Origin of the sequence: Nocardia wallacei (assembly GCF_029869545.1) — a bacterium.
GTDB lineage: Bacteria > Actinomycetota > Actinomycetes > Mycobacteriales > Mycobacteriaceae > Nocardia > Nocardia wallacei_A.
The window spans coordinates 1-23,398 of the sequence record NZ_JARWQD010000163.1; the positions used below are offsets into that span (position 1 = coordinate 1).

Here is a 23,398-nt window from a genome sequence, read left to right on the forward strand (position 1 = left end):
CGTTGCACGACCCCCGTGCGCAGTTCGACGTTGTCCGCGCCGATGCGATAGGTCGTGGTGAACCACCGCGCGACCGCGAATCCCACGATGACCACGAGCGCGAGCAGTCCCCACCCCGGGGGCCGTTCGGCGTAGAGGTCAGCCCTTGTGGGCCTTGATCGCCTCGGTCAGCTGCGGGGCGACGTTGAACAGGTCGCCCACGATGCCGTAGTCGGAGATCTCGAAGATCGGCGCCTCTTCGTCCTTGTTGACGGCGACGATGGTCTTCGAGGTCTGCATGCCGGCGCGGTGCTGGATGGCGCCGGAGATGCCCAGCGCGACGTAGAGCTGCGGGGAGACCGTCTTACCGGTCTGGCCGACCTGGAACTGGCCCGGGTAGTAGCCGGAGTCGACGGCGGCACGCGAGGCGCCGACCGCGGCACCCAGCGCGTCGGCCAGCGGCTCGACCACCTTGTGGAAGTTGTCCTCGCTGCCCACGCCGCGGCCACCGGAGACCACGATGGTGGCCTCGGTCAGCTCCGGCCGATCGCCGCCGACCACGGGCTCGCGGGAGGTCACCTTGGTGACGCCCTCTTCCTGTGCGGGCACCTCGACGGTCACCTTCTCGCCCGCGGCGGCCTGCGGGGCCGCCTCGATGGCGCCCGGGCGCACCGAGATGACCGGCACGTCGCCGGTGGCCTTGGAATCGACGGTGAACGCGCCACCGAAGATGGAGCCGGTGACCGAGCCGTCGGCGTTGACGCCGATGACGTCGACCAGCAGGCCGGAGCCGATGCGGGCGGCGAGGCGACCCGACACCTCCTTGCCCTCCGCGGAGGCGGCCACGAGAATCGCGGCGGGGGAGGCGGATTCGGCCAGACCGGCCAGCACGTCGACCTTCGGGGTCACCAGGAAGCCCTCGACGTCGTCGGACTCGGCGATGTAGATCTTCTCGGCGCCGGCGGCGGACAGCGCGTCGGCCAGCTTGTCACCGGTGCCGGTCGCGCCGAGCACGACGGCGGCCGGGGTGCCCAGCGCGCGGGCGGCGGTGAGGAGTTCGGTGGTGACCTTCTTGGGCGCACCTTCGGCGTGCTCCACGAGCACGAGTACTTCTGCCATTGCTCTCTATCTCCTGAAGTTCGTTGGGCTCGGGGGCAATCAGATGATCTTCTGGCCGACCAGGTAGGTGGCGATCTGCTGGCCGCCCTCACCCTCGTCGACGATCTTCTCGCCCGCCGTGCGCGGCGGCTTCGGGGTGACACCGGTGACCGCGGAGCCCGCGTTGCCCACACCGACGGTCGACGGGTCGATGCCCAGGTCGGCGAGGGTGAAGGTCTGCACTTCCTTCTTCTTCGCGGCCATGATGCCCTTGAAGGACGGGAAGCGCGGCTCGTTGATCTTCTCGGTGACCGAGACGATGGCCGGGAGGCTGGCCTCGAGCTTGAACACGCCCTCGTCGGTCTCGCGCTCGCCGGAGATCTTCTCGCCGTCGACGGCCAGCTTGCGCAGGTGCGTCAGCTGCGGGATGCCCAGGTACTCGGCGATGATCGCCGGGACCGCACCCGCGCGGCCGTCGGTGGACTCGTTACCGGCGATGACCAGCTCGACACCCTCGATCTGGCCCAGCGCTCCGGCCAGGACCCACGCGGTCTGCACGGCGTCGGAGCCGTGGATGGCGTCGTCCTTGACGTGGATGGCCTTGTCGGCGCCCATGGACAGCGCCTTGCGGATGGCCTCGGTCGCGCGCTCCGGCCCCATGGCCAGGACGGTGACCTCGCCGCCCTGCGCTTCCTTGATCAGCAGGGCCTCTTCGACGGCACGCTCGTTGATCTCGTCCAGGATCGCGTCGGCGGCCTCGCGGTCGAGGGTGTAGTCACCATCGGTCAGCTTGCGCTCGGACCAGGTGTCGGGAACCTGCTTGATCAGTACGACGATGTTCGGCATTGGTCTTCGTCGACCTCCTGTTCTGGATGGCACGTGAGGTTGGGTTCGCACGATCAGGTGGCCGTACGTCCACGAAATAGCTCAGCTCGGGACATTACCCTACGTTAAGTTACTCGTGGGTAACTTAGGGTGTGATGTTCTGCATCACCACTCCGAGCGCGGGTGTGATAGGGGCAACCGCTAACGTCGGGTGAATGAGTGAGGCCGTTTTCTCCCCCGCCGCAGGGGAGTCCAGCGCGGTGGAGCCGCTGCCCCTGACCGGCGAGCGGACGGTGCCGGGCATCGCGGAGGAGAACTACTGGTTCCGCCGCCACGAGATCGTCTACGCGCGGCTGCTGCGGCGCTGCGCGGGTAAGGCGGTGCTGGAGGCCGGGTCGGGAGAAGGCTACGGCGCCAACATGATTGCGGGCGTCGCGGCGCGGGTGATCGGGCTGGACTACGACGAGAGCGCGGTCGAGCACGTGCGGGCGGCGTATCCGCGGGTGGAGATGGTGCAGGGCAATCTGGCCGCCCTGCCGTTCGAGGACGCGTCGGTGGATGTGGTGGTGAACTTCCAGGTCATCGAGCATCTGTGGGATCAGGCCCAGTTCCTGCGCGAATGCCTGCGGGTGCTGCGGCCGGGCGGGGAGTTGCTGATCAGCACGCCGAACCGGATCACGTTCTCCCCGGGCCGCGATACCCCGCTGAACCCCTTCCACACCCGCGAGCTGAACGCCGCGGAGATGTCGGAGTTGTTGGTGCAGGCCGGTTTCCGGGTGGAGGTGATGGCGGGGGTGCACCACGGCCCGGAACTGGTTGCGCTGGACACCAAGTGGGGCGGATCGCTGATCGATGCCCAGATCGAGCGGGCCCTGGCGGGGGAGCCCTGGCCGGAGGAACTGGCCGCCGACGTGGCGGGGGTGCGCACCGACGACTTCGTGCTGTGGGATGGCGCGGATGGCGCGTGGGACCCGGACATCGACGCCAGCCTCGACCTGGTCGCCATCGCGGTGAAGCCTTGAGTGCAGGAGAGGATCCCGGCCAAAAGCATGCCGGGAATGTCGGTGGGGCGCAAAGCGCCGGGAATGTCGGTGGGGCGTCTGGCTCTGTCCCGGGCCAGTTCACACTGGTGCTGCACTCTCATCTGCCGTGGCTGGCGCATCATGGGCGGTGGCCGGTGGGGGAGGAGTGGCTCTATCAATCCTGGGCCGCCTCCTATATTCCCGTGGCGAAGGTGTTGAGAACCCTTGCCGCGGAAGGTCGTTCGCATCTGCTGAGCCTCGGGATCACCCCGGTGCTGGCCGCGCAGCTCGACGACCCGCACTCGCTGTCCGGGATGCATCACTGGCTGGGCAACTGGCGACTGCGCGCTGACGAGGCGGCGATGGCGGGCAATCTCGCGCTGGGGCGGCACGAGCACCGGCTCGCCACCGCGGCACTGGCCGATTTCGAACGGCACTGGCGGCACGGCGGCTCGCCGGTGTGGCGGGAGCTGATCGATGCCGGGGCGATCGAGCTGCTCGGCGGCCCGCTGGCGCATCCGTTCCAACCGCTGCTGGACCCGCGGCTGCGCGGGTTCGAACTCGGCGAGGGTCTCGCCGACGCCCGGCATCGGTGGGGGCATACGCCGTCGGGGATCTGGGCGCCGGAATGCGGCTTCACGCCCGGCATGGAAATCGGGTACGCGGCCGCGAATGTGACGCATTTCATGGTCGACGGACCGGCGCTGCGCGGCGACACCACGCTGGGGCGCCCGGTGTGGGATTCCGACGTCGTCGCCTTCGGGCGGGATCTGCAGGTCAGCTATCGGGTGTGGTCGCCGAAGTCGGGTTATCCGGGCCAGGGCGCCTACCGTGACTTCCACCACTACGACCACGACACCGGTCTCAAACCGGCCCGGGTCACCGGCAAGCAGGTCGCCGGTCCGGACAAGGCGCCCTACGACCCGGAGCTGGCCGCCACGGCGGTGACGCGCGACGTCGAGGACTTCGTGGAGACGGTGCGGCGCAGGCTGATCGACGAATCCGCGCGGATCGGGCGGCCCGCGCTGGTGGTGGCCGCGTTCGACACCGAGCTGTTCGGGCACTGGTGGCACGAGGGGCCGCAGTGGCTCGAGCAGGTGCTGCGCGCGCTGCCCGAGGCCGGGATCACCGTCGGCACACTCGCCGATGCCCGCGCGAACGGATTCGTCGGGGAACCGGTGCAGCTGGCGGACTCCTCGTGGGGGTCGGGCAAGGACTGGCGGGTGTGGGCCGGGGATCAGGTGCAGGACCTGGTCGATCTCAACGGCGACATCGTCCGGCTCGCCCTCGACACGCTGGACAAGATGGGTGCGCACGGCGACGGGCTGCGCGATCCGGTGGCCGACCAGCTGCTGCGCGAGGCGGTGCTGACCGTGTCCAGCGACTGGGCGTTCATGGTCAGCAAGGACTCCGCCGCCGGGTACGCCCGCGACCGCGCGCACGAGCACGCGCACGCCGTCCGCGAGATTTCCGGCGCCGTCGCCGCGGGCCAACTCGCCAAAGCACGGCAGTTGGCGGCAGGATGGTACGCGGCCGACGGGCTGTTTCCGGCGCTGGACGCGCGCCGCCTCGCCACGTCCGGTCCCGCCGGGAACCTGGGACGCGGCGTAGTGACAGAAGGACCCGCATGAAGATTCTGATGGTGTCGTGGGAGTACCCGCCCGTGGTGGTCGGCGGGCTGGGCCGGCACGTCCATCACCTCGCCACCGAGCTGGCCGCGGCCGGGCACGAGGTCGTGGTGCTGGCGCGCCGCCCGATGGGGACCGACTCCTCGACCCATCCGACCTACAACTTCATCGAGGACCGGGTCCTCGTGGTCGCCGTGGCGGAGGATCCGCCGTGCTTCGACTTCGGCGAGGACATGCTCGCGTGGACCCTGGCGATGGGGCATGCGATGGTGCGCGCGGGTATCGCGCTGAGCAAGCCGGGCATCGCCGACGGCTGGACGCCCGATGTGGTGCACGCCCACGACTGGCTGGTCGCGCATCCGGCGATCGCGCTGGCCGAGCACTACGACGTGCCGCTGGTGTCGACCATCCACGCCACCGAGGCCGGGCGGCACAGCGGCTGGGTGTCGGGGCGGGTCAACAAGCAGGTGCATTCGGTGGAGTGGTGGCTGGCCCGCGAATCCGACGCGCTGATCACCTGTTCCACCTCGATGCAGGACGAGGTGGAGCGGCTCTACGGTCCCGAACTGGTGCCGGTCACGGTGATCCGCAACGGAATCGACGTGGGCGCGTGGGCCTTTCGCGACCGGGCCCCGCGCTCGGCGCCGCCGCGGCTGCTGTATGTGGGGCGGCTCGAGTACGAGAAGGGTGTGCAGGACGCGATCGCCGCGCTGCCGCGCATCCGCCGGGCCCATCCGGGGACGACGCTGACCGTCGCCGGTGTGGGAACGCAGTTCGAATGGCTGCGCGAGCGCGCCCGGGCCCATCGGGTGATGCGGGCGGTGAATTTCACGGGGCGCCTGGACCATACGGAACTGCTGGGCTGGCTGCACGGCGCCGACGCGATCGTGCTGCCCAGCCGCTACGAGCCGTTCGGCATCGTCGCCCTCGAGGCGGCCGCGGCCGGGACGCCGCTGGTGACCTCCACCGCGGGTGGCCTGGGTGAGCTCGTCATCGATGGCATCACCGGCGCCTCCTTCGATCCGGCCGACGTGAACGGCCTCGTCGATGCGGTGTGCGCGGTGCTCGACGACCCGGCCGCCGCCCAGCAGCGCGCCCACGCCGCCCGCGCCTACCTCACCGCCGACTTCGCCTGGGACGTCGTCGCCGCCGAGACCATCCAGGTCTACCAGGCCGCCAAGCGCCGCGTCCGCAACCCCCTGGGCCGCCCGGTCGTCGTGGAACGCCCCCTCCCGGACCGCGATCCGAACAACCCCCTCTGAATCCGCATCGCCCGCACGGCAGGCCGCGCGCAACCATCCCGATGCCCCTGGTGCCGCCGGTGGCGAGTGCGAACTTCCCGCTCAGATCGAAAAGGTCTGCGTGAGTGGTCAACTGGTTGTCCGCCGTTCCGCATCTTTCGTCGTTTCCGGCGTGTTTCGGCCGGAAACAGATCCCGGCCAAAAGCGCGCCGGGAATGAGGGTGGGCCGTGCCGGGGATAAGGGTTGGAGTGCGCCGGGGATAAGGGTTGGAGTGGGCCGGGAATGAGGGTGGGCCGTGCCGGGGATAAGGGTGGAGTGCGCCGGGAATGAGGGTGGGCCGTGCCGGAATAGGGGTGGAGCGCGCCGGAGGTGTGCGGTGCGGAAACTGGGCTAACCCGGCGTATCGAGTCGGTGAACGGCGGGTGTGATCGTCGTCTCGTTCACCGGACTGGCATCGGCAGGACACTCGGCGGTAGCCCCGAGGCCGATTCCGGCTGGCTTCATCGGGACATGACAACAATGTCCGTGTTGACAGCGCCGGGCCGCACGACGGACACAGGGGTGGAGCGGCCGCGGTATTCGCTGGTCGTGTCGTCCGATGCGGAGCACCGCCGCGCGGCGCAGCGGCTGCGCTACCAGGTGTTCGCCGCCGAGCCCGGATTCACCATTCCCGACAGCGCCGACGGACTCGACGCCGACCGCTTCGACGAACACTGCGACCATCTCCTGGTGCGCGACGAGCTGACCGATCAGTTCGTCGGCTGCTACCGGATGCTGCCGCCGGACAAGGTCGCCGCGGCGGGCGGGTACTACACCGCCACCGAATTCGATTTGACCGCAATGGATCCCGAGGGACAGCGGATCGTCGAGATGGGCCGGGCCTGCGTGGTCCCCGACCACCGCAACGGCTCCACCCTGACGCTGATGTGGGCGGGCATCCTGCACTACATCCAGCTCACCGGCTACGACTGGGTGATGGGCTGCGTCTCGGTGCCGATGCGCGACGATCCGGCCGATCCGGCGGGCGTCAACGTGCGCGGCGTGCGAGATCTGTTGCTGGCCAAGCACGGTGGCGATCCGCGACGACGGGTCCTGCCCTACAACCCGGTCGTCGTCGACGGCCGCACCCTCGACGACCTGGAATCCCCGGCGCGGCCGAAACTTCCGCCGCTGCTGCGCGGCTACCTGCGGCTGGGCGCGGAGATCTGCGGCGAGCCCGCGCACGACCCGGACTTCGGCGTCGCGGACTTCGTCGCGCTGCTCGGCCTCGAAACCATCAACCGGCGCTACCTGGATCGGCTACAGAGCGCCGCGAATACCTTCGACGGACGGTGATTGCGATGCCCGCCTTGGTAGCACCCGGTTCCTCCGCGCTGTCGTGCCCACCGGCCGCGCCGGTCCACGACTGGATGCCGTCGAGCCCGTGCGGGCCCAGTTGCGTCGACGTCTCCGCCACGGCCGGGACCGTGCGCGCGGCGGCGCGGGTGCTGGGCGTGATCGCGCTGCTGTCCAGCTTCCCGGCGGTGAACCTGGCCACCCCGCGCGCCCGGCGGGCGGGCCTGCATCGGCGCTACGCCCGCGCCGCATTGCGTTGCTGCGGAATACGTTTGCGCGTCATCGATCGGCGCGGCGATTCGGCTCCCGGGGCGGTCGGTGCGGGGCCGCTCGTGGTGGCCCAGCACGTGGGCTGGACCGATGTGCTGGCGCTGGCCGCGGTGCAGCCGATGGGATTCGTGGCCCGCGCCGACCTGATCGACTGGCCGCTGCTGGGGCGGCTCGCGCGCCTGGTCCGGGTGATACCGATCGACCGCGAGCGGCTGCGCCAGCTGCCCGAGGTGGTCGACACCATGGCGGCGCGGCTGCGCGCGGGGGAGCCGGTCGGCGTGTTCCCCGAGGGCACCACCTGGTGTGGTCGCGCCCACGGGCGCCTGCGCCCCGCGCTGTTCCAGGCCGCCGTGGACACCGGCGCACCCGTGCAGCCGATCCGGTTGCGGTATCTCGACCGCGACGGCGAACCGTCCACCGTGCCCGGTTTCGTCGGTCTCGACACCTTCGTCGACTCGGCCCGCCGCGTGCTGCGGTCGAAAGGTGTTGTGGCGGAGCTGGAACTGCTGCCGCGGGAGCTGCCGGGCGCCGACCGCCACGAGCTGGCCCGCCGCTGCGAGCGGGCCGTGCGCGGCACCGAGACCCTGGACATCGACGCGCACGCCACCGCGGTCGGCACCGGCCCGACCCGTGCGATCGTGCTCGATACGGTCGCCGAGCCCGCGACGGTCTCCTGAATTCGCCCGGTCTGGGGCGCTCCTGTAACGGAACAGTGCGATTTGCCCATAAATAGCGAGACGCCGCCCGCGGGCGGCATCGACATCGCTAGTATGGCAATGCTTTTCGTTAACTACTGGCCTGGACAAGGGAGTACGACGAATGAAACGCACGTTCCTGGGCGCGGCGACCGCCGCATTCCTCGGCGCGGGACTGGCCGTCGCCGCACCCGCCACCGCCGACAACGGCGAGCCCTGCCAGCTCGGCTGGTCCAATGTCGGGCCGCGGACGTGCGTCAAGACCGACTTCAACCTCAGCCCGGTCTTCACGCTCGGCAACGGGGTGTGCGCGGGCATGATGTCGGCCGGGGGCACCGCCTTCGACGGGCCCCTCTACCCGTACTCCGAGGCGCCCGGGGCCGCGCACGCGATCGTCCTGCGCATCACGCAGGGCTTCTCGCCCGTGGGTGAGTGGGGCCCGCAACTGCTGGCCTGCGATGTCACCGCGATCGCCGACTGGCGCAATCTCGACACCGGCCAGGCGGGCAGCGTGAGCCGCTTCGTCCCGGCGGGCCAGCGCCTGTCCCCGGCGATCGTCCTCGCCGAAACCGGCCCGGGCCGAGTCCAGCTGACCCTGCGCACGGACAAGGCCAACATCCCGGCCTCGACCGAGGTCGTCGTTCCATAGCGGGTAATCGCCGCCGGGCCGAGGCCGGGGCCCTCGGTGCCGTGCGCCCGGAGGTACTCGGCGCCGAGCCGGTCCCTTGCTGTCCGCTGACCTGCCGACAGCTGCTACCACTGGAGTGGGCCGGTGGCGGCGAAGTAGCCGCCGGTCGGGCCGTCGGGGCCGATCCGGGCCATGCGGACGGTGATCTCGGCGCCTCCTCGACCGTCTGCCTGCCCGCGAACCCGTTGAGGTCCGTTCCCGGCTCAGCCCTTTGTTCCCCGCCCGGAGGCTCGGGGAATATCGGGCTCAGCCCTTTGTCCCCCGGCCGGAGGCTCGGGGAATATCGGATGGTCGCCGGTGGGTTGGGGATCGTGGGTGAGTTCGTGGAAATGTCGGAGAGCGCGGAGGGACGGCCCCTAAGATGTGCAGGTCAACGGTGGGATAGGCTTTATCGGTCATGAAGTCGGCTATCCCGGGTCCGGTCGGTGCGGTACCCCAGACTGTCTACCTCGACCACGCGGCGACGACACCCATGTTCCCGGCCGCGGTCGAGGCGATGAGTGCTGCGCTGCGCACCGCCGGGAACGCGTCGTCGCTGCACGGCTCGGGGCGCGCGGCCCGGCGCATGCTGGAGGAGGCGCGCGAGTCGATCGCGGCCGATCTGGGCGCGCGGCCCTCGGAGGTCATCGTCACCTCCGGCGGCACCGAGAGCGACAATCTCGCCGTCAAGGGCATCTACTGGGCGCGGCGCGCGGCAGACCCGCGGCGAACCGGGATCCTGGTCAGCGCGGTCGAGCACCACGCGGTCCTCGACGCCGTGGAATGGCTGGAACAGCACGAGGGCGCGCAGGTCACGCTGCTCGAGGTCGACGCGGCGGGCACAGTATCGCCCCGCACGCTGCGGACCGCGCTGGCCGAACATGCCGACGACACCGCGCTGGTCACCGTCATGTGGGCCAACAACGAGGTCGGCACCATCGAGCCGATCGGCGAATTGGCCGCCGTCGCACAGGAATTCGACGTCCCGATGCACAGCGACGCGGTGCAGGCCGCCGCGCAGCTGCCCGTCGACTTCGGCGCCTCGGGGCTGTCCGCGGCCAGTTTCGCCGGGCACAAGGTCGGCGGTCCGCACGGCGTCGGCGTGCTGCTGCTCGGGCGGCAGGTGCCGTGCGTTCCGCTGGTGCACGGCGGCGGTCACGAGCGCGATCTGCGGTCGGGCACCTCGGATGTGCCCGCGGCACTGGGCCTGGCTGCCGCGCTGCGTGAGACCGTGAGCGGATTGCCCACGCGCACAGCCGAATTGAGCAAACTACGGGACGACCTGATCGCCGGCGTGCGCGACGCGGTCCCCGACGCGGTGCTCAACGGGCCGACCGGCGGGCGGCGGCTGCCGGGTAACGCCCACTTCACCTTTCCCGGCTGCGAGGGCGATTCGCTGCTGATGCTGCTGGACGCCGCCGGGATCGAATGCTCCACGGGATCGGCGTGCAATGCCGGGGTCGCCGCGCCCAGCCACGTGCTGCTGGCGATGGGCGTCGACGCCCACCAGGCCCGCGGTTCGCTGCGTTTCTCGCTGGGGCACACCACAACCGGATACGACATCGAACGACTGCTGGAAGTGCTGCCGCCGGTGGTGGAGCGGGCCAAGGCGGCCGGGCTGGCCGGTGCGAAAGGAGGGACGCGATGAGAGTGCTCGCCGCGATGAGCGGCGGCGTGGATTCCGCCGTGGCGGCCGCCCGCGCGGTGGACGCCGGGCACGAGGTGGTCGGGGTGCATCTGGCGCTGTCGGCGAACCCCGGGACACTGCGCACCGGTGCCCGCGGCTGCTGCTCCAAGGAGGACGCCGGGGACGCCCGCCGCGCCGCGGATGTGCTCGGAATCCCGTTCTACGTCTGGGATTTCGCCGATCGCTTCAAGGAGGACGTGATCGACGACTTCGTCGCCGCCTACGCGGCCGGTGAGACGCCGAATCCGTGCCTGCGCTGCAACGAGAAGATCAAATTCTCCGCCCTCGCCGACCGCGCGGTCGCGCTCGGATTCGATGCCGTGGTCACCGGCCACTACGCACGACTGGAGGACGGCGTGCTGCGCCGCGCGGTCGACGCCGACAAGGACCAGTCCTACGTGCTGGCCGTGCTGACCGCCGAGCAGCTGACGCGGGCCATGTTCCCCGTCGGCGACACCCCGAAGCCGCAGATCCGCGCCGAGGCCGCCGAGCGCGGCCTGTCGGTGGCGAACAAGCCCGACTCGCACGACATCTGCTTCATTCCCTCCGGCGACACCCGCGCCTTCCTCGGCGCGAAGATCGGCATCCGGCCGGGCGCCATCGTCGATGCCGACGGGCACAAGCTCGCCGATCACGAAGGCGTGCACGGCTTTACGATCGGCCAGCGCAAGGGGCTGGGCCTGCCGGGCCCGGCGCCGGACGGCCGTCCCCGCTACGTCACCGAGATCGATCCCGACTCCGGCACCGTCCACGTGGGCGCGGCCGAGGATCTCGAGGTGTGGACGGTGACCGCGGAGCGGGCCGTGTGGACCTCCGGCGCCGCGCCCTCGGGACCGATCGACTGCGTCGCGCAGGTGCGTGCCCACGGCGGCACCGCACCGGCGGTCGCCGAGGCGGTCGACGGCGGGCTCGAGGTGCGTCTGCGCGAGCCGCTGACCGGCGTCGCCCGTGGTCAGGCGGTGGTGCTGTATCGGCCGGACCCGTCGGGAGACGAGGTGATCGGCAGCGGGACGATCAGCGGGACCGGACGCGAGCGGGCGGGGGAGCCAGCCGGGTCGGTCTCGGACGCGGCTCGGTGAGCTCCGATCTCCGGAGCAGCCGCGGCACTCTCTTCGCGACCGCTTCGCGGCGGGTCGTGATCATCGCATGACACGTCGTAGGCTGTGGATGTCGCACCCGCGCGCCCGGGACGTCGAGGTCGATCGTCCGGACGGTGGTCCGGACCCGGATTCGGGCGCGGGACTTCCGCAATGACCGCGCGGGCGAGCGTGCGGTCGAACGAATGGACGGTGCACCGTGACGTCGGGTAATGAGGTAGTGCTGCGCGGCGGGATCGCCACGGGGGTCGGCTCCTGGCCGGGTACCGATCCCCGCGAGGCGGCGGCGACCATCGTCGGCGAACTGGGCGAACTGCCGCACCTGGTCGAATTGCCCGGGCGCGGAACGGGTTCGGACATGATCGGCCGGATGTCGGCGCTGCTGGTGGATATGCAGTTCGACACGACGCCGCGCGGCTATCGGATGGCACCGCGGCCCGGTACGGTCTCGCGGCGTGCCTTCGATCTGCTGCGGACCGATCTCGACGCGCTCGAAGAGGCCTGGGAGACAGCCGGTCTGGCCGGACGCAACCACGCGGTGAAGGTCCAGGTCGCTGGCCCGCTGACGCTGGCGGCGCAGGTCGAGCTGGTGAGTGGGCATCGCGTTCTCACCGATTCCGGTGCGGTGCGCGACCTTTCGGAATCCCTCGCCGAGGGACTGTCGCAACATATCGCCGAGGTGGGTAAGCGCCTCGGTGCGCGGGTCGTGGTGCAGCTGGACGAGCCGTCGCTGACCGCGGTGCTCGACGGGGCGATCCGCGGGCCGAGCGCGATGCACACGGTGCGCGCGGTGCCGGGGCCGCAGGCGCTGGCCGTGCTCGATTCGGTGGTGACCGCGCTGGACGCGCCGGTGCTGGTGCACACCTGCGCCGAGCCGCCCGCGCTCGGCCTGTTACGTCGAAGTGCCACTGCCGCGGTCGGATTCGATATCGCCGCGATCGGCACGCGCGATCTGGACAATATCGGCGAGCTGCTGGATTCCGGCAAGTACCTGGCGCTCGGGCTGGTGCCGACCGTCGCCCCGGGCGGACGCGTCACCTGGCGTGACGTCGCCGAGCCCGGTGTCCGGCTGCTGGATCGCCTCGGCTTCCCGCGCCGCCTGCTCGCCGACCGCGTGCTCGTCACCCCGGCCTGCGGGCTGGCCGGTGCCACCGCGCAATGGTCCCGCCGCGCCCTCGAACTGGCAGCCGAAACCGCTCGCGTCTTCGCCGACGAACCGGAGTCGATCAATCTCGAGTGACGGCCGCGCCGACTCCGGGATGCTGTCGGCCGGAGTCCGCCCGATCCGATGCGGCACCGATCCCCGGGCCACCAGCACGCCAGGATGCGGTCAGCCGAAGGGCGGACGGGCGCCCGGGTGGCCGAGCTGCCAGTGCTGCGGTTTGCCCGGCGGGTAGACGACCGGGATCTGGTCGCCGGGGGAGGGCCACTGGTTGACGTCCCAGGCGAAACGACCGTAGACGGTCTCCGCGGCGACCGACGGGCCGGACAGGGTGCCGGTGATGGTGACGTACTGGCTGCCCTGCGCGGCCGGTCGCGGGCTCACCCCGGTGACGTGCAGCGTCCCGGTCTCGGGCTCGGGACGGTTCCACCCGGCACGCGGGCCGGATCCCGGCTTCGCCCGCCCGCGCCGGAAACTCGTGATCAGCACCACGAGCACCACGACGACCATGACCAGAAACGCGATCTCCAGCATGCCCCCATGCTATGCGCCGGGCCTATCGGGCCCGTTCAGCGCGCGGTGAGTTCCGTGGTGCCCTCGGGGGTGCGGCGCAGCTGCCAGACGGTGGTGCGGCGGTGCTGGGAGCGGCCGTTGCCGCGGTCCACCAGGGTGCGGTTGCGGGTGGTGAAGATCAGCTGCGCGCCGCGGGAGTTGGTCTCGGGGTTCTGGAACAGCTGGATCAGGCGGTCGGTCGCGTCGCCGGTGAGGTGCGTGTCGATATCGTCGACGGCCAGCACCCGTCCGGTGTCGAGCGCGTCCAGCATCGGCGGCAGCAACCGCAGCAGCGCCAGCGTCGCGGTGGACTCGTCGGCGATGTCGAAGGTGGCGTCGATCCCCTCGTGCACCAACCCGAGCCCGACGCCGCGGCGAGCCACCATCCGCGAGTACAGGGTGTCGCGGGCCGCGCGCAGGTTGCTCAGCTCGCGCTCCAGCGCGGTCGGCGTGAGGCCGTGGGTCTGCCGCAGCTGTTCGGCGCGGGCGGGTGAGGCGAGGCAGGCGTCGAGTTCGGTTGCCGCACCGGCGATATCGTTGTCCAGGTCGCGCAGATAGTCGGCGTACATCGGATCGTTCTCCGCGATCAGCAGATCCTCGATGCCCAGCTCCGCCGAGCGCAGCAGGGTCAGCAGGCGCGCGGCATTGTCCGCGGAGCGGGAGATGTGGCTGCCGAGGCTGTGCGCGATGCGCTGCGGATCCGGTTGCCCGCGTTGCACATCCAGCTGCGCGGAGAACCAGCGATAGGCGGGCACCAGGGCCTCCGCGTACATCTGCCCGGTGAGGCTGAGCAGCAACGCATTCGGGCGCACCAGCGGCACCAGCGCCCCGATGCCGTACCGCACCGGTTCGAACATCGGCCCGATGCGGACGTGGTCGCCCTCGCGCTCGAAGACGATGCGCTTGCGGTTGCGCGGATGACTGTGCAGCCACTCGGCGGTCACGTCGGCGTTGTCGAGCCGGAAACCGTAGGTGTAGGGCACGCCCTCGGCGACGAAGGTGGCGACGAATTCGGAAGGGCGATCGGCGAATCCGCGGTGCGGGGCGCGCACCGGTCCCGCGTAGGGATCCCAGCCGGTCACCGAATTCAGCACCGCGTCGCGCATATGGCCGAGCGCGTCGACGAGGCTGGACTTGCCGGTGGCCGCCGTGCCGTGCACCGCGGTCACGGGCGCGGGCAGCGCGCCCGCCCGGCTGCCGACCAGCCGCAGTTCCTGCGTCTCGGCCAGCGATCTGTGGTTCGTCACCTGAAAACTGCGCAACACCCGTGCCATCCTGCCGTCCGCTCCGGTACGCCGCGACGGCGGGCCTGCGGGGACCGTCAGTCGTAGGTCGGATCCGGGTGTGGGAGCCGTCCGGCGTCGAAGGACGGCGGGGCGTCGGATTCGGCTGTGCCGTAGGCGAGATCGCCCATCGGCCCCAGGCGGAAATCGAGGCGCCCGCCGTCGCGCGCGAACGATTCCGGCAGCCAGGCCCTGGTGGTGACCGTTCCATCGACGCTCAGGGACCTGATGTATCGCAGCGAGTCGCACAATCCGGGAGCCGAGACGATGATCGTCTGCCCCGAGGAGCGGGTCACCTCGATCTCGGGGAAGGCGGGCTGGTTCACGAACAGCTCCGCGCGTCCCGGAATCACCGGATAGAAGCCGAGGGCGGCCCAGACGTACCACGCCGACAGCGAGCCCAGGTCGTCGTTGCCCGCCAGCCCGTCGGGGGTGGGGCGGTACAGCTCGGTGCACACGCGGTGCACGACGTCCTGGGTGCGGTCGGGCCGCCCGGCCCACGCGTACAGCCAGGGTGTCTGCAGAGAGGGTTCGTTGCCGAGGTAGGCGTGCGGCCGGTCGGCGCCCGCATTGAGTTCGGTGAAGAATTCGTCGAGCCGCGCGGTGGTGTGTTCGCGGCCGCCCATCAGCTCGACCAGCGCGCCGACATCCGCGAAGACCATCCAATGATATTGCGCGCCATTGCCTTCCACGTATCCGTCGGTGGCGGCCGGATCGAACGGCTCGGCGAACGAGCCGTCCGCGTGCCGGGGCTGGATCCAGCCCGTGCGCGGGTTGTACAGCCGCTGCCAGCCGTGCGCGCGCTGCATGAACCGCCGATGGGTCGCGTCGTCGCCGAGCCGCCGCGCCAGCTGCGCGATCCCGAAGTCGGCCAGGCAGTACTCGAGGGTGTCGGAGACCTTGCCCGGGACGTAACCGAGCCGAAGGTAGTCCTCGTTGCCGGGGCGTTCGGTATAGCCGGACTTCTCGCCGATCCGGTCGGCACCGGCGACCATGGAGGCGAGTGCCTCGGCGGCATCGAACTCACGCACCCCGAACGCGTAGATACTGGCGAGGATCGAATGGTACGGATCCCCGTTCATGACGCCGGTGACGGTGTTCTGATGCGACCAGCGGTCCCACACGTCGCCGAGCGCTCGCGCGTCGTCGACCATCGATTGGGCGATATCGGCCGCCACGTCCGGGACGAGCAGCGCCAGCAGCTGAGCCTGCCCGCGGTAGATGTCCCAGCCGGAGAAGGTGGCGTAGTGGTGGTGCCCGGGCCGGACGGTATGCAGCTGCCGATCGAATCCGGTGTAGGTCCCGTCGGCATCGTCGAAGATATTGGGTTGCAGCAGACAGTGATACAGCGCGGTGTAGAAGGTGCGCAGCCGGTCGGGATCGCCGTCGCCGATGCGGATCCGCTCGAGCTGCCGCTGCCACTGTGCCCTGGTTCCGGCCCGGACGGCCGCGAAATCCGTTGCGCCGATTTCGGTGTCGAGATTGTTCCGGGCGCCCTCCATGCTCACGAACGACAACCCCACCCGCATCTCGACGGGCCGGTCCGCATCGAACTGCAGATAGACACCGCAGCCCTTGCCGTGGACCTCCAGCTCACCGGAGTCGGTGCGACGGGTCGGGGCCGCGCCGCGCACGGCGGTGTCGCGGCGCACCGTATTGTCCTGCCACACACCGGATCCGGTGATCGGTCGATCGAAGACGGCATGGAAGTACACCCGGTAGCGGCTCGGCGCCGCGCAGAATCCGCCGGTGTGCGCCCAGCCGGAGACGGCGCTGCCGCTGATGGTCGCCTCCGCGTCGTCCACGCCGTTCACCGAGCCGGTGATGTCGATCAGCACCGTGCCGGGTCTGCCTGGCGGAAAGGTGAATCGGGCGATGCCCGCCCGCGTCGTCGCGGTCAGCTCGGTCGTCACGCCGCTGGTGGTGGTGACCCGGTAGTACCCCGGTTCGGCCGTCTCGGTGCGATGGTGGAAGGTCTGGTGATAGCTGGTCTCGGCGGGGGAGGATCCGATGACGCCGGAGATCGGCAGTATCGGAATATCCTGTGCACCAGTGCATCCCGGGCCCGAGATGTGGGTCAGCGAGAATCCGTACAGCCGGTTGTCCTCGTATTTGTAGCCGCCGCCCGCCGTGCGCACGGTATCGGGACTCCACTGCAGCATTCCGAACGGTGCGACGGCGCCGGGGAAGGTCATGCCCGCGCCACCACCGTGACCGTAGTCGGGGCCGCCGTCCTGAGTTCCGACGAAGGGGTTCACATACGCGGTGGGATCGGTCATCTTCTCAGATTCGGTGATGGAGGGCGGCCGCCACAGCGGAACGGCGAGACTGGTCGCGTCGGGCCGGGCGCGACGTTGACATGCAACCAAATGGATGCCTATATTGAATATGCATCCGAAAGGTTGCCTATGGAGGTGACGGAGTGGACGAGGTGTTCAAGGCGCTGGCCGATGCGAGCCGGCGGCTGCTGCTGGACAGCCTGAACGCGGACAACGGGCAGACGCTGCGGCAGTTGTGCGCGGGACTGGACATGTCCCGGCAGGCGGTGAGCAAGCATCTGGCCGTGCTGGAGGCGGCCAACCTGGTGACCACGCGCCGCCGCGGCCGGGAGAAGCTGCACTACCTGAACGCCGAGCCCATCAACGCCATCGCCGACCGCTGGATCAACCGCTACGACCGCGGGCGAGTGCACGCCCTGGCCGACCTCAAGACCGCATTGGAGACCACGACCATGAGCAATACCGAATTCGTCTACACCACCTACATCAAGACCACCCCGGAGAAGCTGTGGGAGGCGCTGACCCAGCCCGCGTTCACCAAGCGCTACTGGGGCGCCCACTTCGACACCGACTGGCGGCCGGGTTCGGTCATGACGTGGCACGAAAGGGATTGGAAGAGTACCGATTCCGAGCAGAAGGTGCTGGAGGCCGATCCCTACAACCGACTGTCCTACACCTGGCACACCATGAGCCTCGACCACGCCGACGCGTTCGGCATCGACCACGACACGGCACGCAAGTGGATGAGCGAGCCCCGCTCCAAGGTCACCTTCGAGCTCGAACCGGTCGGCGACCTGGTCAAACTCACCGTCGTCCACGACGGTTTCGAACCCGGCAGCGCCCTGCTCGAGGGCGTCAGCGGCGGCTGGCCGAGCATCATCACCAACCTCAAGGCCCTCCTGGAGACGGGCGATACGCTGCCCGAACTCGCCCCGGAGGCATGGGAACCGGCCTCGTCCTAAACCGGATGTCGCCAGCGCCCGGAGATCAATTGCCGTACTGCTCGGTCTCCGGGCGTTCGATCATCAGGCCGTGGGCGGGTTCGTCGGCGACGGGGCGGTGTTCGACTCCCTTCGGGACGACGAAGATGTCGCCGGGGTGGAGGGTGACGGGCTCGCGGTCCTGGAGTTCGAGGCGGAAGGTGCCGTCCCAGCAGAGGAACAGTTCGTCCTCGTCGTGGTGGTGCCAGGGGAAGGCGCCGTGGAAGCGGGCGATGCGGACGACGGCGTCGTTGGCGACGGCGAGGTCGCGGGGCTGCCACGGGCCGGTAAGGGCGGCGGCGGTGTCGGGGATGGAAATCTTGGTCATGGGACCATCCTGGAATTGCCGTCCTGGTGAACCTAGAGCCAATCGGGCAGAATTGGTTTGTATATGGAGCCAATCGAACTGACCGACCGGCTCGGGCGCTGGTCCGCGGGCCGGGGTCCGCTGTATCTGCTGCTCGCCGGGCGGCTGCGGGCCCTGATCGAAGACGGCGAACTGCCGCCGGGCACGCTGCTACCGCCCGACCGCGCGCTGGCGAAGGCCCTGGCCGTCGGCCGCAGCACGGTGGTCGCCGCGTACGAGCTGCTCGGCGCCGAGGGCCGGGTGGTGCGGCGGCAGGGGAGCGGGACGCGGGTCGCCGGGGCGGGCCCCGCCGCGCCGCCGGATACCACGCACTCACCCGCGTTCCTGCACCTGCTGGAACCGGAGTCCGGTGTCATCGCGCTCGCCTGCGCCGCGCCACAGCATCCGCCGCCGGAGGTGGCCGACGCCTATCGGCGGATGCTGCCGCGGCTGGCGGAGATCGACGACGATATCGGCTACCACCCGAACGGACATCTGGTGCTGCGCAAGGCGATTGCCGATCGCTATCGGGCCCGCGGGGTGCCGACCACACCGGAACAGATCCTGGTGACGGGCGGCGGGCAGCAGGCGCTGTCGCTGATCGCCCGCGCCTTCCTGCGGCCCGGCGATCGGGTGCTGGTCGAGGCGCCCACGTATCCCGGTGCGCTGGAGGCGTTCCGGGAGGCCGCGGCGGTGCTCGAGGGGTGCCCGATCGGCCTCGGAAAGGTGACGCCCGCGGCGCTGGCCTATGTGGTCGCGACTCATCAGAACCCCACGGGCACGGTACTTTCCGCGCTGTCCCGGCGCGCCCTCGTGGAATCCGCGGCGGCGGCCGGGGTGCCGCTGGTGGACGATGAGGTGCTGGCCGATCTCGCCTTCCCCGGTGCCGATCCGGCCCCGCCGCCGCTGGCCGCCTACGACGACTCGGTCGTCACGGTCGGATCGCTGAGCAAGATCCTGTGGGGCGGGATGCGCATCGGATGGGTGCGCGCCCCGGTCGCGGTGATCGGCCGCCTCGCCCGCCTGCGCGCCGTGCACGATCTCGGCGGCAATATTCCGGCGCAGCTCGCCGCCGCCGGTCTGGTGTCCGAACTGGATGCCCTGCGCGATCGAATAGTCCGGCAGCGCAAGGAATGTCACGACCTGCTGGTGTCCGAGCTGGCCGCGCGGGTGCCGGAATGGGACGTGCCGCCGGTGCCGGGCGGCCAAACCCTGTGGGTGCGATTGCCTTACGGCGACGGCACCTCCTTCGCCCAGCGCGCCCTGCGGCACGGCACCGCGATCCTCCCCGGCACCGGCCTGGACGCCACGGGTGGCAGCACGTCCCACGTGCGCATCAGTTTCGTTGCGTCGCAGCAGGACTTGCGCACCGCCGCCCAGCGGCTGGCCGAGGCATGGCGGGCATACGAACCTCCCGCGCGCCATACCGCGGCCGCCCCGCCCTTGGCTGTGTAACTCGATCGACTTCCCGAAACCGGGGACGGGGCCGCGTGCTCCGTGTCACACTTCCGTGTAGCGGAAGAGTAGTTCCGTTTTCGGAAAGGAAGTGGCCGATGAGGGCGTTGGCATGGCTCGGCGGCCGGGCGCGTACGAGCGGTCCGGAGGACACCAAATACCCGGCGGGGCAATTGGTCGCCTACGGGACCCAGCACATTCTGACCATGTACGGCGGGGTGATCGCGCCGCCGCTGATCGTCGGCGGCGCGGCCGGGCTGTCCGCGGCCGAGATGGGTCTGCTGGTCACGGCCGGGCTGTTCATCTCGGGCCTGGCCACGCTCGTGCAGACCCTGGGCATCGGGCCCTTCGGCAGCAGATTGCCCATCGTGCAAGGCATTTCGTTCGTGAGCGTGTCGACGATGGTCTCGATCGCCAGCGAGGACGGGCTGCGCCCGGTATTCGGCGCCATCATCGTCGCGGGGGTGATCGGGCTGGTGCTGTCGTCGTTCTTCGCGCAACTGGTGCGATTGTTCCCGGCGGTGGTGACGGGCTCGCTCATCACGGTGATCGGACTGTCGCTGATGCCGGTGGCCTTCCAATGGGCGATGGGCAACGACCGCGAGGAACCCGGCTACGGGTCGATGGCCAATATCGGCTTCGCGGGCCTGACGCTGCTGATCATCCTGGTCATCAGCCGCGTGTTCCAGGGTGCGATCTCCCGGCTGTCGATTCTGATCGGCCTGGTGATCGGCACCATCATCGCCGCGCTGGCCGGGAAGGCGGATTTCGGTGCGGTCGGTGAGGCGCGCCTGGTCGCCCCGCCGCAGCTGTTCCATTTCGGCACACCGACTTTCGAGATCGGCGCGATCGTCGCGATGACGATCGTGATGCTGGTGATCATGACCGAGGCCACCGCCGACATCCTGGCCATCGGCGAGGTGGTGGGCACCGAGGTCGACACCCGGCGGGTCGCCGACGGCCTGCGCGCGGATATGGCCTCCTCGGCGGTGGCGCCGCTGTTCGGCACCTTCCCGTGCAGCGCGTTCGCGCAGAATATCGGTCTGGTGGCGCTGACCGGGATCAAGAGCCGGTTCGTGGTGGCGACCGGCGGGTTCATCCTGCTGCTGCTGGGACTGCTGCCGGTCGTCGGCGCGGTGGTCGCCGGGGTCCCGTATCCGGTGCTCGGCGGGGCCGGGCTGGTGCTGTTCGGATCCGTTGCCGCGAGCGGGATTCGGATGCTGTCGCGGGTCGACTATCAGGACAACCTCAATATGGTGATCGTCGCGGTGTCCATCGGCGTCGGCGTGATACCCATTGCGGCGCCGGCGTTCTGGGAAGCGTTCCCGGAGAAGGTCGCGATGGTTCTGGAATCCGGGATCAGCGCCACCGCCATCGTCGCCGTCGTGCTGAATCTGGCCTTCAACGTGCTGAAGTTCGGAAGGCGTTCGGGCGCCTCGGTTTTCGCGGCCGCCGAGGACAGCCAGGACCGGCTCGGTGATCGGCTCGACGACGATCTGCGGCCGTGATCTCGCCCGCGCCGTTGTACGGCGATGGTCTCCGGCCGAGCGCGCGCCGGAGTGCCGGACGACCGCGGGCGCCCGTGGGCGGTGCTCGGCGAGCGTCTTGTCGATACCGGCTCGACAGCGGGCCGTCGGACACGGCGCCGGAGGCGGCAAAAACGGTCGGTGGTCTCGGCTAATCTGCGTTTTGTGAGTGAATCCGGTACCGAGATCACCCCGGCGACGGGGGACGAGCGGACACAGTGGCAGGAGCTGGCGGAGCAGGTTCGCGAGCACCAGTTCCGCTACTACGTGCGCGACGCGCCGATCATCTCCGACGGCGAGTTCGACGCGCTGTTCCAGCGGCTGCTGGCGCTGGAGGAGGCGCACCCGGATCTGCGCACCCCCGACTCGCCGACGCAGCTGGTCGGCGGCGGATTCGCGACCGAGTTCACCGCGGTCGACCACCTCGAGCGCATGCTGTCGCTGGACAACGTCTTCGACGAGGACGAGATGCGGGTCTGGGTCGGCCGCGTGGAGGCCGAGACGGGTTCCGACATCCACTACGTGTGCGAGGTGAAGATCGACGGCGTCGCGCTCAACCTCGTCTACGAGGAGGGGCGGCTGACCCGCGCGGCGACCCGCGGTGACGGGCGCACCGGTGAGGACGTCACCCTCAACGCCCGCACCATCGACGACATCCCGCTGCGGCTCGCCGAGAACGACGAGTTCCCGGTGCCGAAGCTGCTCGAGGTGCGCGGCGAGGTGTATTTCCGGCTCGAGGATTTCGAGAACCTGAACGCGGCGATCGTGGCCGAGGGCAAGCCGCCGTACGCCAATCCGCGCAACACCGCCGCCGGGTCGCTGCGGCAGAAGGATCCGGCGGTGACGTCCCGCCGCCGGCTGCGGATGATCTGCCACGGGTTCGGTCGCATGGAGGGCTTCACCCCCGAGTCGCAGTACGAGGCATACCGCGCGCTGGCGGCGTGGGGTCTGCCGGTATCGGCGCACACCGTCCGCGTGCAGGGCGCCGACGCGGTGATCGAGCGCATCCGCTACTGGGGCGAACACCGCCACGACATCGAGCACGAGATCGACGGCCAGGTGATCAAGGTGGACGAGATGGTGCTGCAGCGCCGCCTCGGCGCTACCTCGCGCGCCCCGCGCTGGGCGATCGCCTACAAGTACCCGCCGGAGGAGGTCACCACCAAGCTGCTCGACATCCAGGTCAATGTCGGGCGCACCGGGCGCGTCACCCCGTTCGCGGTGATGGAGCCGGTCACCGTCGCCGGATCGACGGTCGCGATGGCGACGCTGCACAACGCCTCGGAGGTGGAGCGCAAGGGCGTGCTCATCGGCGACACCGTCACCATTCGCAAGGCGGGCGACGTCATTCCCGAGGTGCTGGGCCCGGTCGCGGACGTGCGCGACGGCTCCGAGCGCAAGTTCGTCATGCCCACCCGCTGCCCGGAGTGCGGCACCGAACTCGCCCCGGAGAAGGAGAGCGACGCCGACATCCGCTGCCCCAACCAGCGGCACTGCCCGGCGCAGCTGCGGGAGCGGGTGTTCCACATGGCCGGGCGCGGTGCGTTCGATATAGAGTCGCTCGGTTACGAGGCGGCGGTCGACCTGCTGAAGTCCGGCGTCATCGCCGACGAGGGCGACCTGTTCGACCTCGATGAGGAAAAGCTGCTCACCACAACGCTTTTCGTCAACAAGAACGGCAGTCTGTCGGCCAACGGCAAACGCCTGCTGCAGAATCTGGACTCGGCCAAGGATCGGCCGCTGTGGCGGGTGCTGGTCGCGCTGTCGATCCGGCATGTGGGCCCGACCGCGGCCCGCGCGCTGGCCTCGGAGCTCGGCAGCATGCAGCGCATCGAGAACGCCTCGGCCGAGGAACTGGCCGCCGTCGACGGGGTCGGCCCGACCATCGCGGCCGCGGTGAAGGAGTGGTTCACCGTCGACTGGCACCGCGCCATCGTGGAGAAGTGGGGCGCGGCCGGGGTGCGCATGGCCGACGAACGCGACGAATCCATCGAGCGCACCCTCGAGGGGCTGTCGATCGTGGTCACCGGTTCGCTGCAGGGGTTCTCGCGCGACGAGGCCAAGGAGTCGATCCTGGTCCGCGGCGGTAAGGCGGCGGGCTCGGTCTCGAAGAAGACGGCCTACGTGGTGATCGGCGATTCCCCCGGTTCGAAGGCGGCCAAGGCGGAGGAACTCGGCGTACCGATCCTGGACGAGGACGGGTTCCGCCGATTACTGGAGGGCGGGCCGCCGGCGGTCGAGGAGAGCGGTCCGGCCGAAGAGTAGGTCGC

The 23,398-nt window shown here is 70.1% G+C and carries 19 protein-coding genes; 13 read left to right on the forward strand and 6 right to left on the reverse strand.

Translation table 11 applies throughout. The features are described 5' to 3' along the window. Positions 1-138 precede the first annotated feature (138 nt). Complete coding sequence (locus QH290_RS13470; protein ID WP_280383091.1) at positions 139-1,098, reverse strand: electron transfer flavoprotein subunit alpha/FixB family protein; 960 nt, start codon at positions 1,096-1,098, stop codon at positions 139-141. Positions 1,099-1,137: 39 nt separating this feature from the next. Further along, entirely contained in the window at positions 1,138-1,923 is a 786-nt protein-coding gene (locus tag QH290_RS13475) for an electron transfer flavoprotein subunit beta/FixA family protein (RefSeq protein WP_068014074.1), read from the reverse strand. Between the two features lie 194 nt (positions 1,924-2,117). On the opposite strand from QH290_RS13475, the gene QH290_RS13480 reads away from it, so the two are divergent. From QH290_RS13480 to QH290_RS13520, 9 genes are all read left to right on the forward strand, one after another. Continuing rightward, positions 2,118-2,924 (forward strand): class I SAM-dependent methyltransferase, encoded by an 807-nt coding sequence (locus QH290_RS13480; protein ID WP_280383094.1) that lies wholly within the window; start codon positions 2,118-2,120, stop codon positions 2,922-2,924. A 107-nt stretch (positions 2,925-3,031) separates the two neighbouring features. Next, positions 3,032-4,555: a glycoside hydrolase family 57 protein gene (locus tag QH290_RS13485; RefSeq protein WP_280267833.1), complete on the forward strand. Its 1,524-nt coding sequence runs from the start codon at positions 3,032-3,034 to the stop codon at positions 4,553-4,555. Next, positions 4,552-5,814, forward strand: a complete 1,263-nt coding sequence (locus tag QH290_RS13490; protein WP_280383096.1) for a glycosyltransferase family 4 protein — start codon at positions 4,552-4,554, stop codon at positions 5,812-5,814. The genes QH290_RS13485 and QH290_RS13490 overlap by 4 nt, the downstream gene beginning before the upstream one ends. Positions 5,815-6,304: 490 nt before the next feature. After that, the gene (locus tag QH290_RS13495; protein WP_280383098.1) at positions 6,305-7,129 is read left to right on the forward strand and encodes a GNAT family N-acetyltransferase; all 825 of its coding nucleotides are present in this window, start codon (positions 6,305-6,307) and stop codon (positions 7,127-7,129) included. A gap of 5 nt (positions 7,130-7,134) precedes the next feature. Continuing rightward, the gene (locus QH290_RS13500; protein WP_280383100.1) at positions 7,135-8,076 is read left to right on the forward strand and encodes a lysophospholipid acyltransferase family protein; all 942 of its coding nucleotides are present in this window, start codon (positions 7,135-7,137) and stop codon (positions 8,074-8,076) included. 142 nt (positions 8,077-8,218) lie between these two features. Beyond that, the gene (locus QH290_RS13505; protein ID WP_280267837.1) at positions 8,219-8,743 is read left to right on the forward strand and encodes a hypothetical protein; all 525 of its coding nucleotides are present in this window, start codon (positions 8,219-8,221) and stop codon (positions 8,741-8,743) included. Between the two features lie 436 nt (positions 8,744-9,179). Continuing rightward, on the forward strand, positions 9,180-10,409 hold the full coding sequence (locus QH290_RS13510) for a cysteine desulfurase family protein (RefSeq protein WP_280383102.1): 1,230 nt from the start codon (positions 9,180-9,182) through the stop codon (positions 10,407-10,409). Continuing rightward, positions 10,406-11,527, forward strand: coding sequence for a tRNA 2-thiouridine(34) synthase MnmA (gene mnmA, locus QH290_RS13515; RefSeq protein WP_280383104.1), 1,122 nt, complete (start codon positions 10,406-10,408; stop codon positions 11,525-11,527). Before QH290_RS13510 ends, mnmA begins: the two co-directional genes overlap by 4 nt. Positions 11,528-11,744: 217 nt before the next feature. Next, positions 11,745-12,785 (forward strand): methionine synthase, encoded by a 1,041-nt coding sequence (locus QH290_RS13520; RefSeq protein WP_280383105.1) that lies wholly within the window; start codon positions 11,745-11,747, stop codon positions 12,783-12,785. Between the two features lie 90 nt (positions 12,786-12,875). On the opposite strand, the gene QH290_RS13525 is transcribed toward QH290_RS13520, so the two are convergent. The 3 genes from QH290_RS13525 to QH290_RS13535 form a co-directional block, all read right to left on the reverse strand. Further along, positions 12,876-13,241, reverse strand: coding sequence for a hypothetical protein (locus QH290_RS13525; protein ID WP_280383107.1), 366 nt, complete (start codon positions 13,239-13,241; stop codon positions 12,876-12,878). Between the two features lie 35 nt (positions 13,242-13,276). Continuing rightward, entirely contained in the window at positions 13,277-14,506 is a 1,230-nt protein-coding gene (locus QH290_RS13530; RefSeq protein ID WP_280383109.1) for an AAA family ATPase, read from the reverse strand. Between the two features lie 74 nt (positions 14,507-14,580). Next, the gene (locus QH290_RS13535) at positions 14,581-16,821 is read right to left on the reverse strand and encodes a GH92 family glycosyl hydrolase (protein WP_280383110.1); all 2,241 of its coding nucleotides are present in this window, start codon (positions 16,819-16,821) and stop codon (positions 14,581-14,583) included. A gap of 143 nt (positions 16,822-16,964) precedes the next feature. On the opposite strand from QH290_RS13535, the gene QH290_RS13540 reads away from it, so the two are divergent. Further along, positions 16,965-17,783 (forward strand): ArsR/SmtB family transcription factor, encoded by an 819-nt coding sequence (locus QH290_RS13540; protein ID WP_280383113.1) that lies wholly within the window; start codon positions 16,965-16,967, stop codon positions 17,781-17,783. Positions 17,784-17,808: 25 nt separating this feature from the next. On the opposite strand, the gene QH290_RS13545 is transcribed toward QH290_RS13540, so the two are convergent. Beyond that, a complete protein-coding gene (locus QH290_RS13545) occupies positions 17,809-18,129 on the reverse strand; it encodes a cupin domain-containing protein (protein WP_280267846.1) in 321 nt (106 codons plus the stop codon). A 63-nt stretch (positions 18,130-18,192) separates the two neighbouring features. On the opposite strand from QH290_RS13545, the gene QH290_RS13550 reads away from it, so the two are divergent. From QH290_RS13550 to ligA, 3 genes are all read left to right on the forward strand, one after another. Further along, a complete protein-coding gene (locus tag QH290_RS13550; RefSeq protein ID WP_280383115.1) occupies positions 18,193-19,602 on the forward strand; it encodes an aminotransferase-like domain-containing protein in 1,410 nt (469 codons plus the stop codon). A gap of 98 nt (positions 19,603-19,700) precedes the next feature. Continuing rightward, a complete protein-coding gene (locus tag QH290_RS13555; protein WP_280383118.1) occupies positions 19,701-21,110 on the forward strand; it encodes a nucleobase:cation symporter-2 family protein in 1,410 nt (469 codons plus the stop codon). 183 nt (positions 21,111-21,293) lie between these two features. After that, a complete protein-coding gene (gene ligA / locus QH290_RS13560; protein ID WP_280267849.1) occupies positions 21,294-23,393 on the forward strand; it encodes an NAD-dependent DNA ligase LigA in 2,100 nt (699 codons plus the stop codon). Positions 23,394-23,398 lie beyond the last annotated feature (5 nt).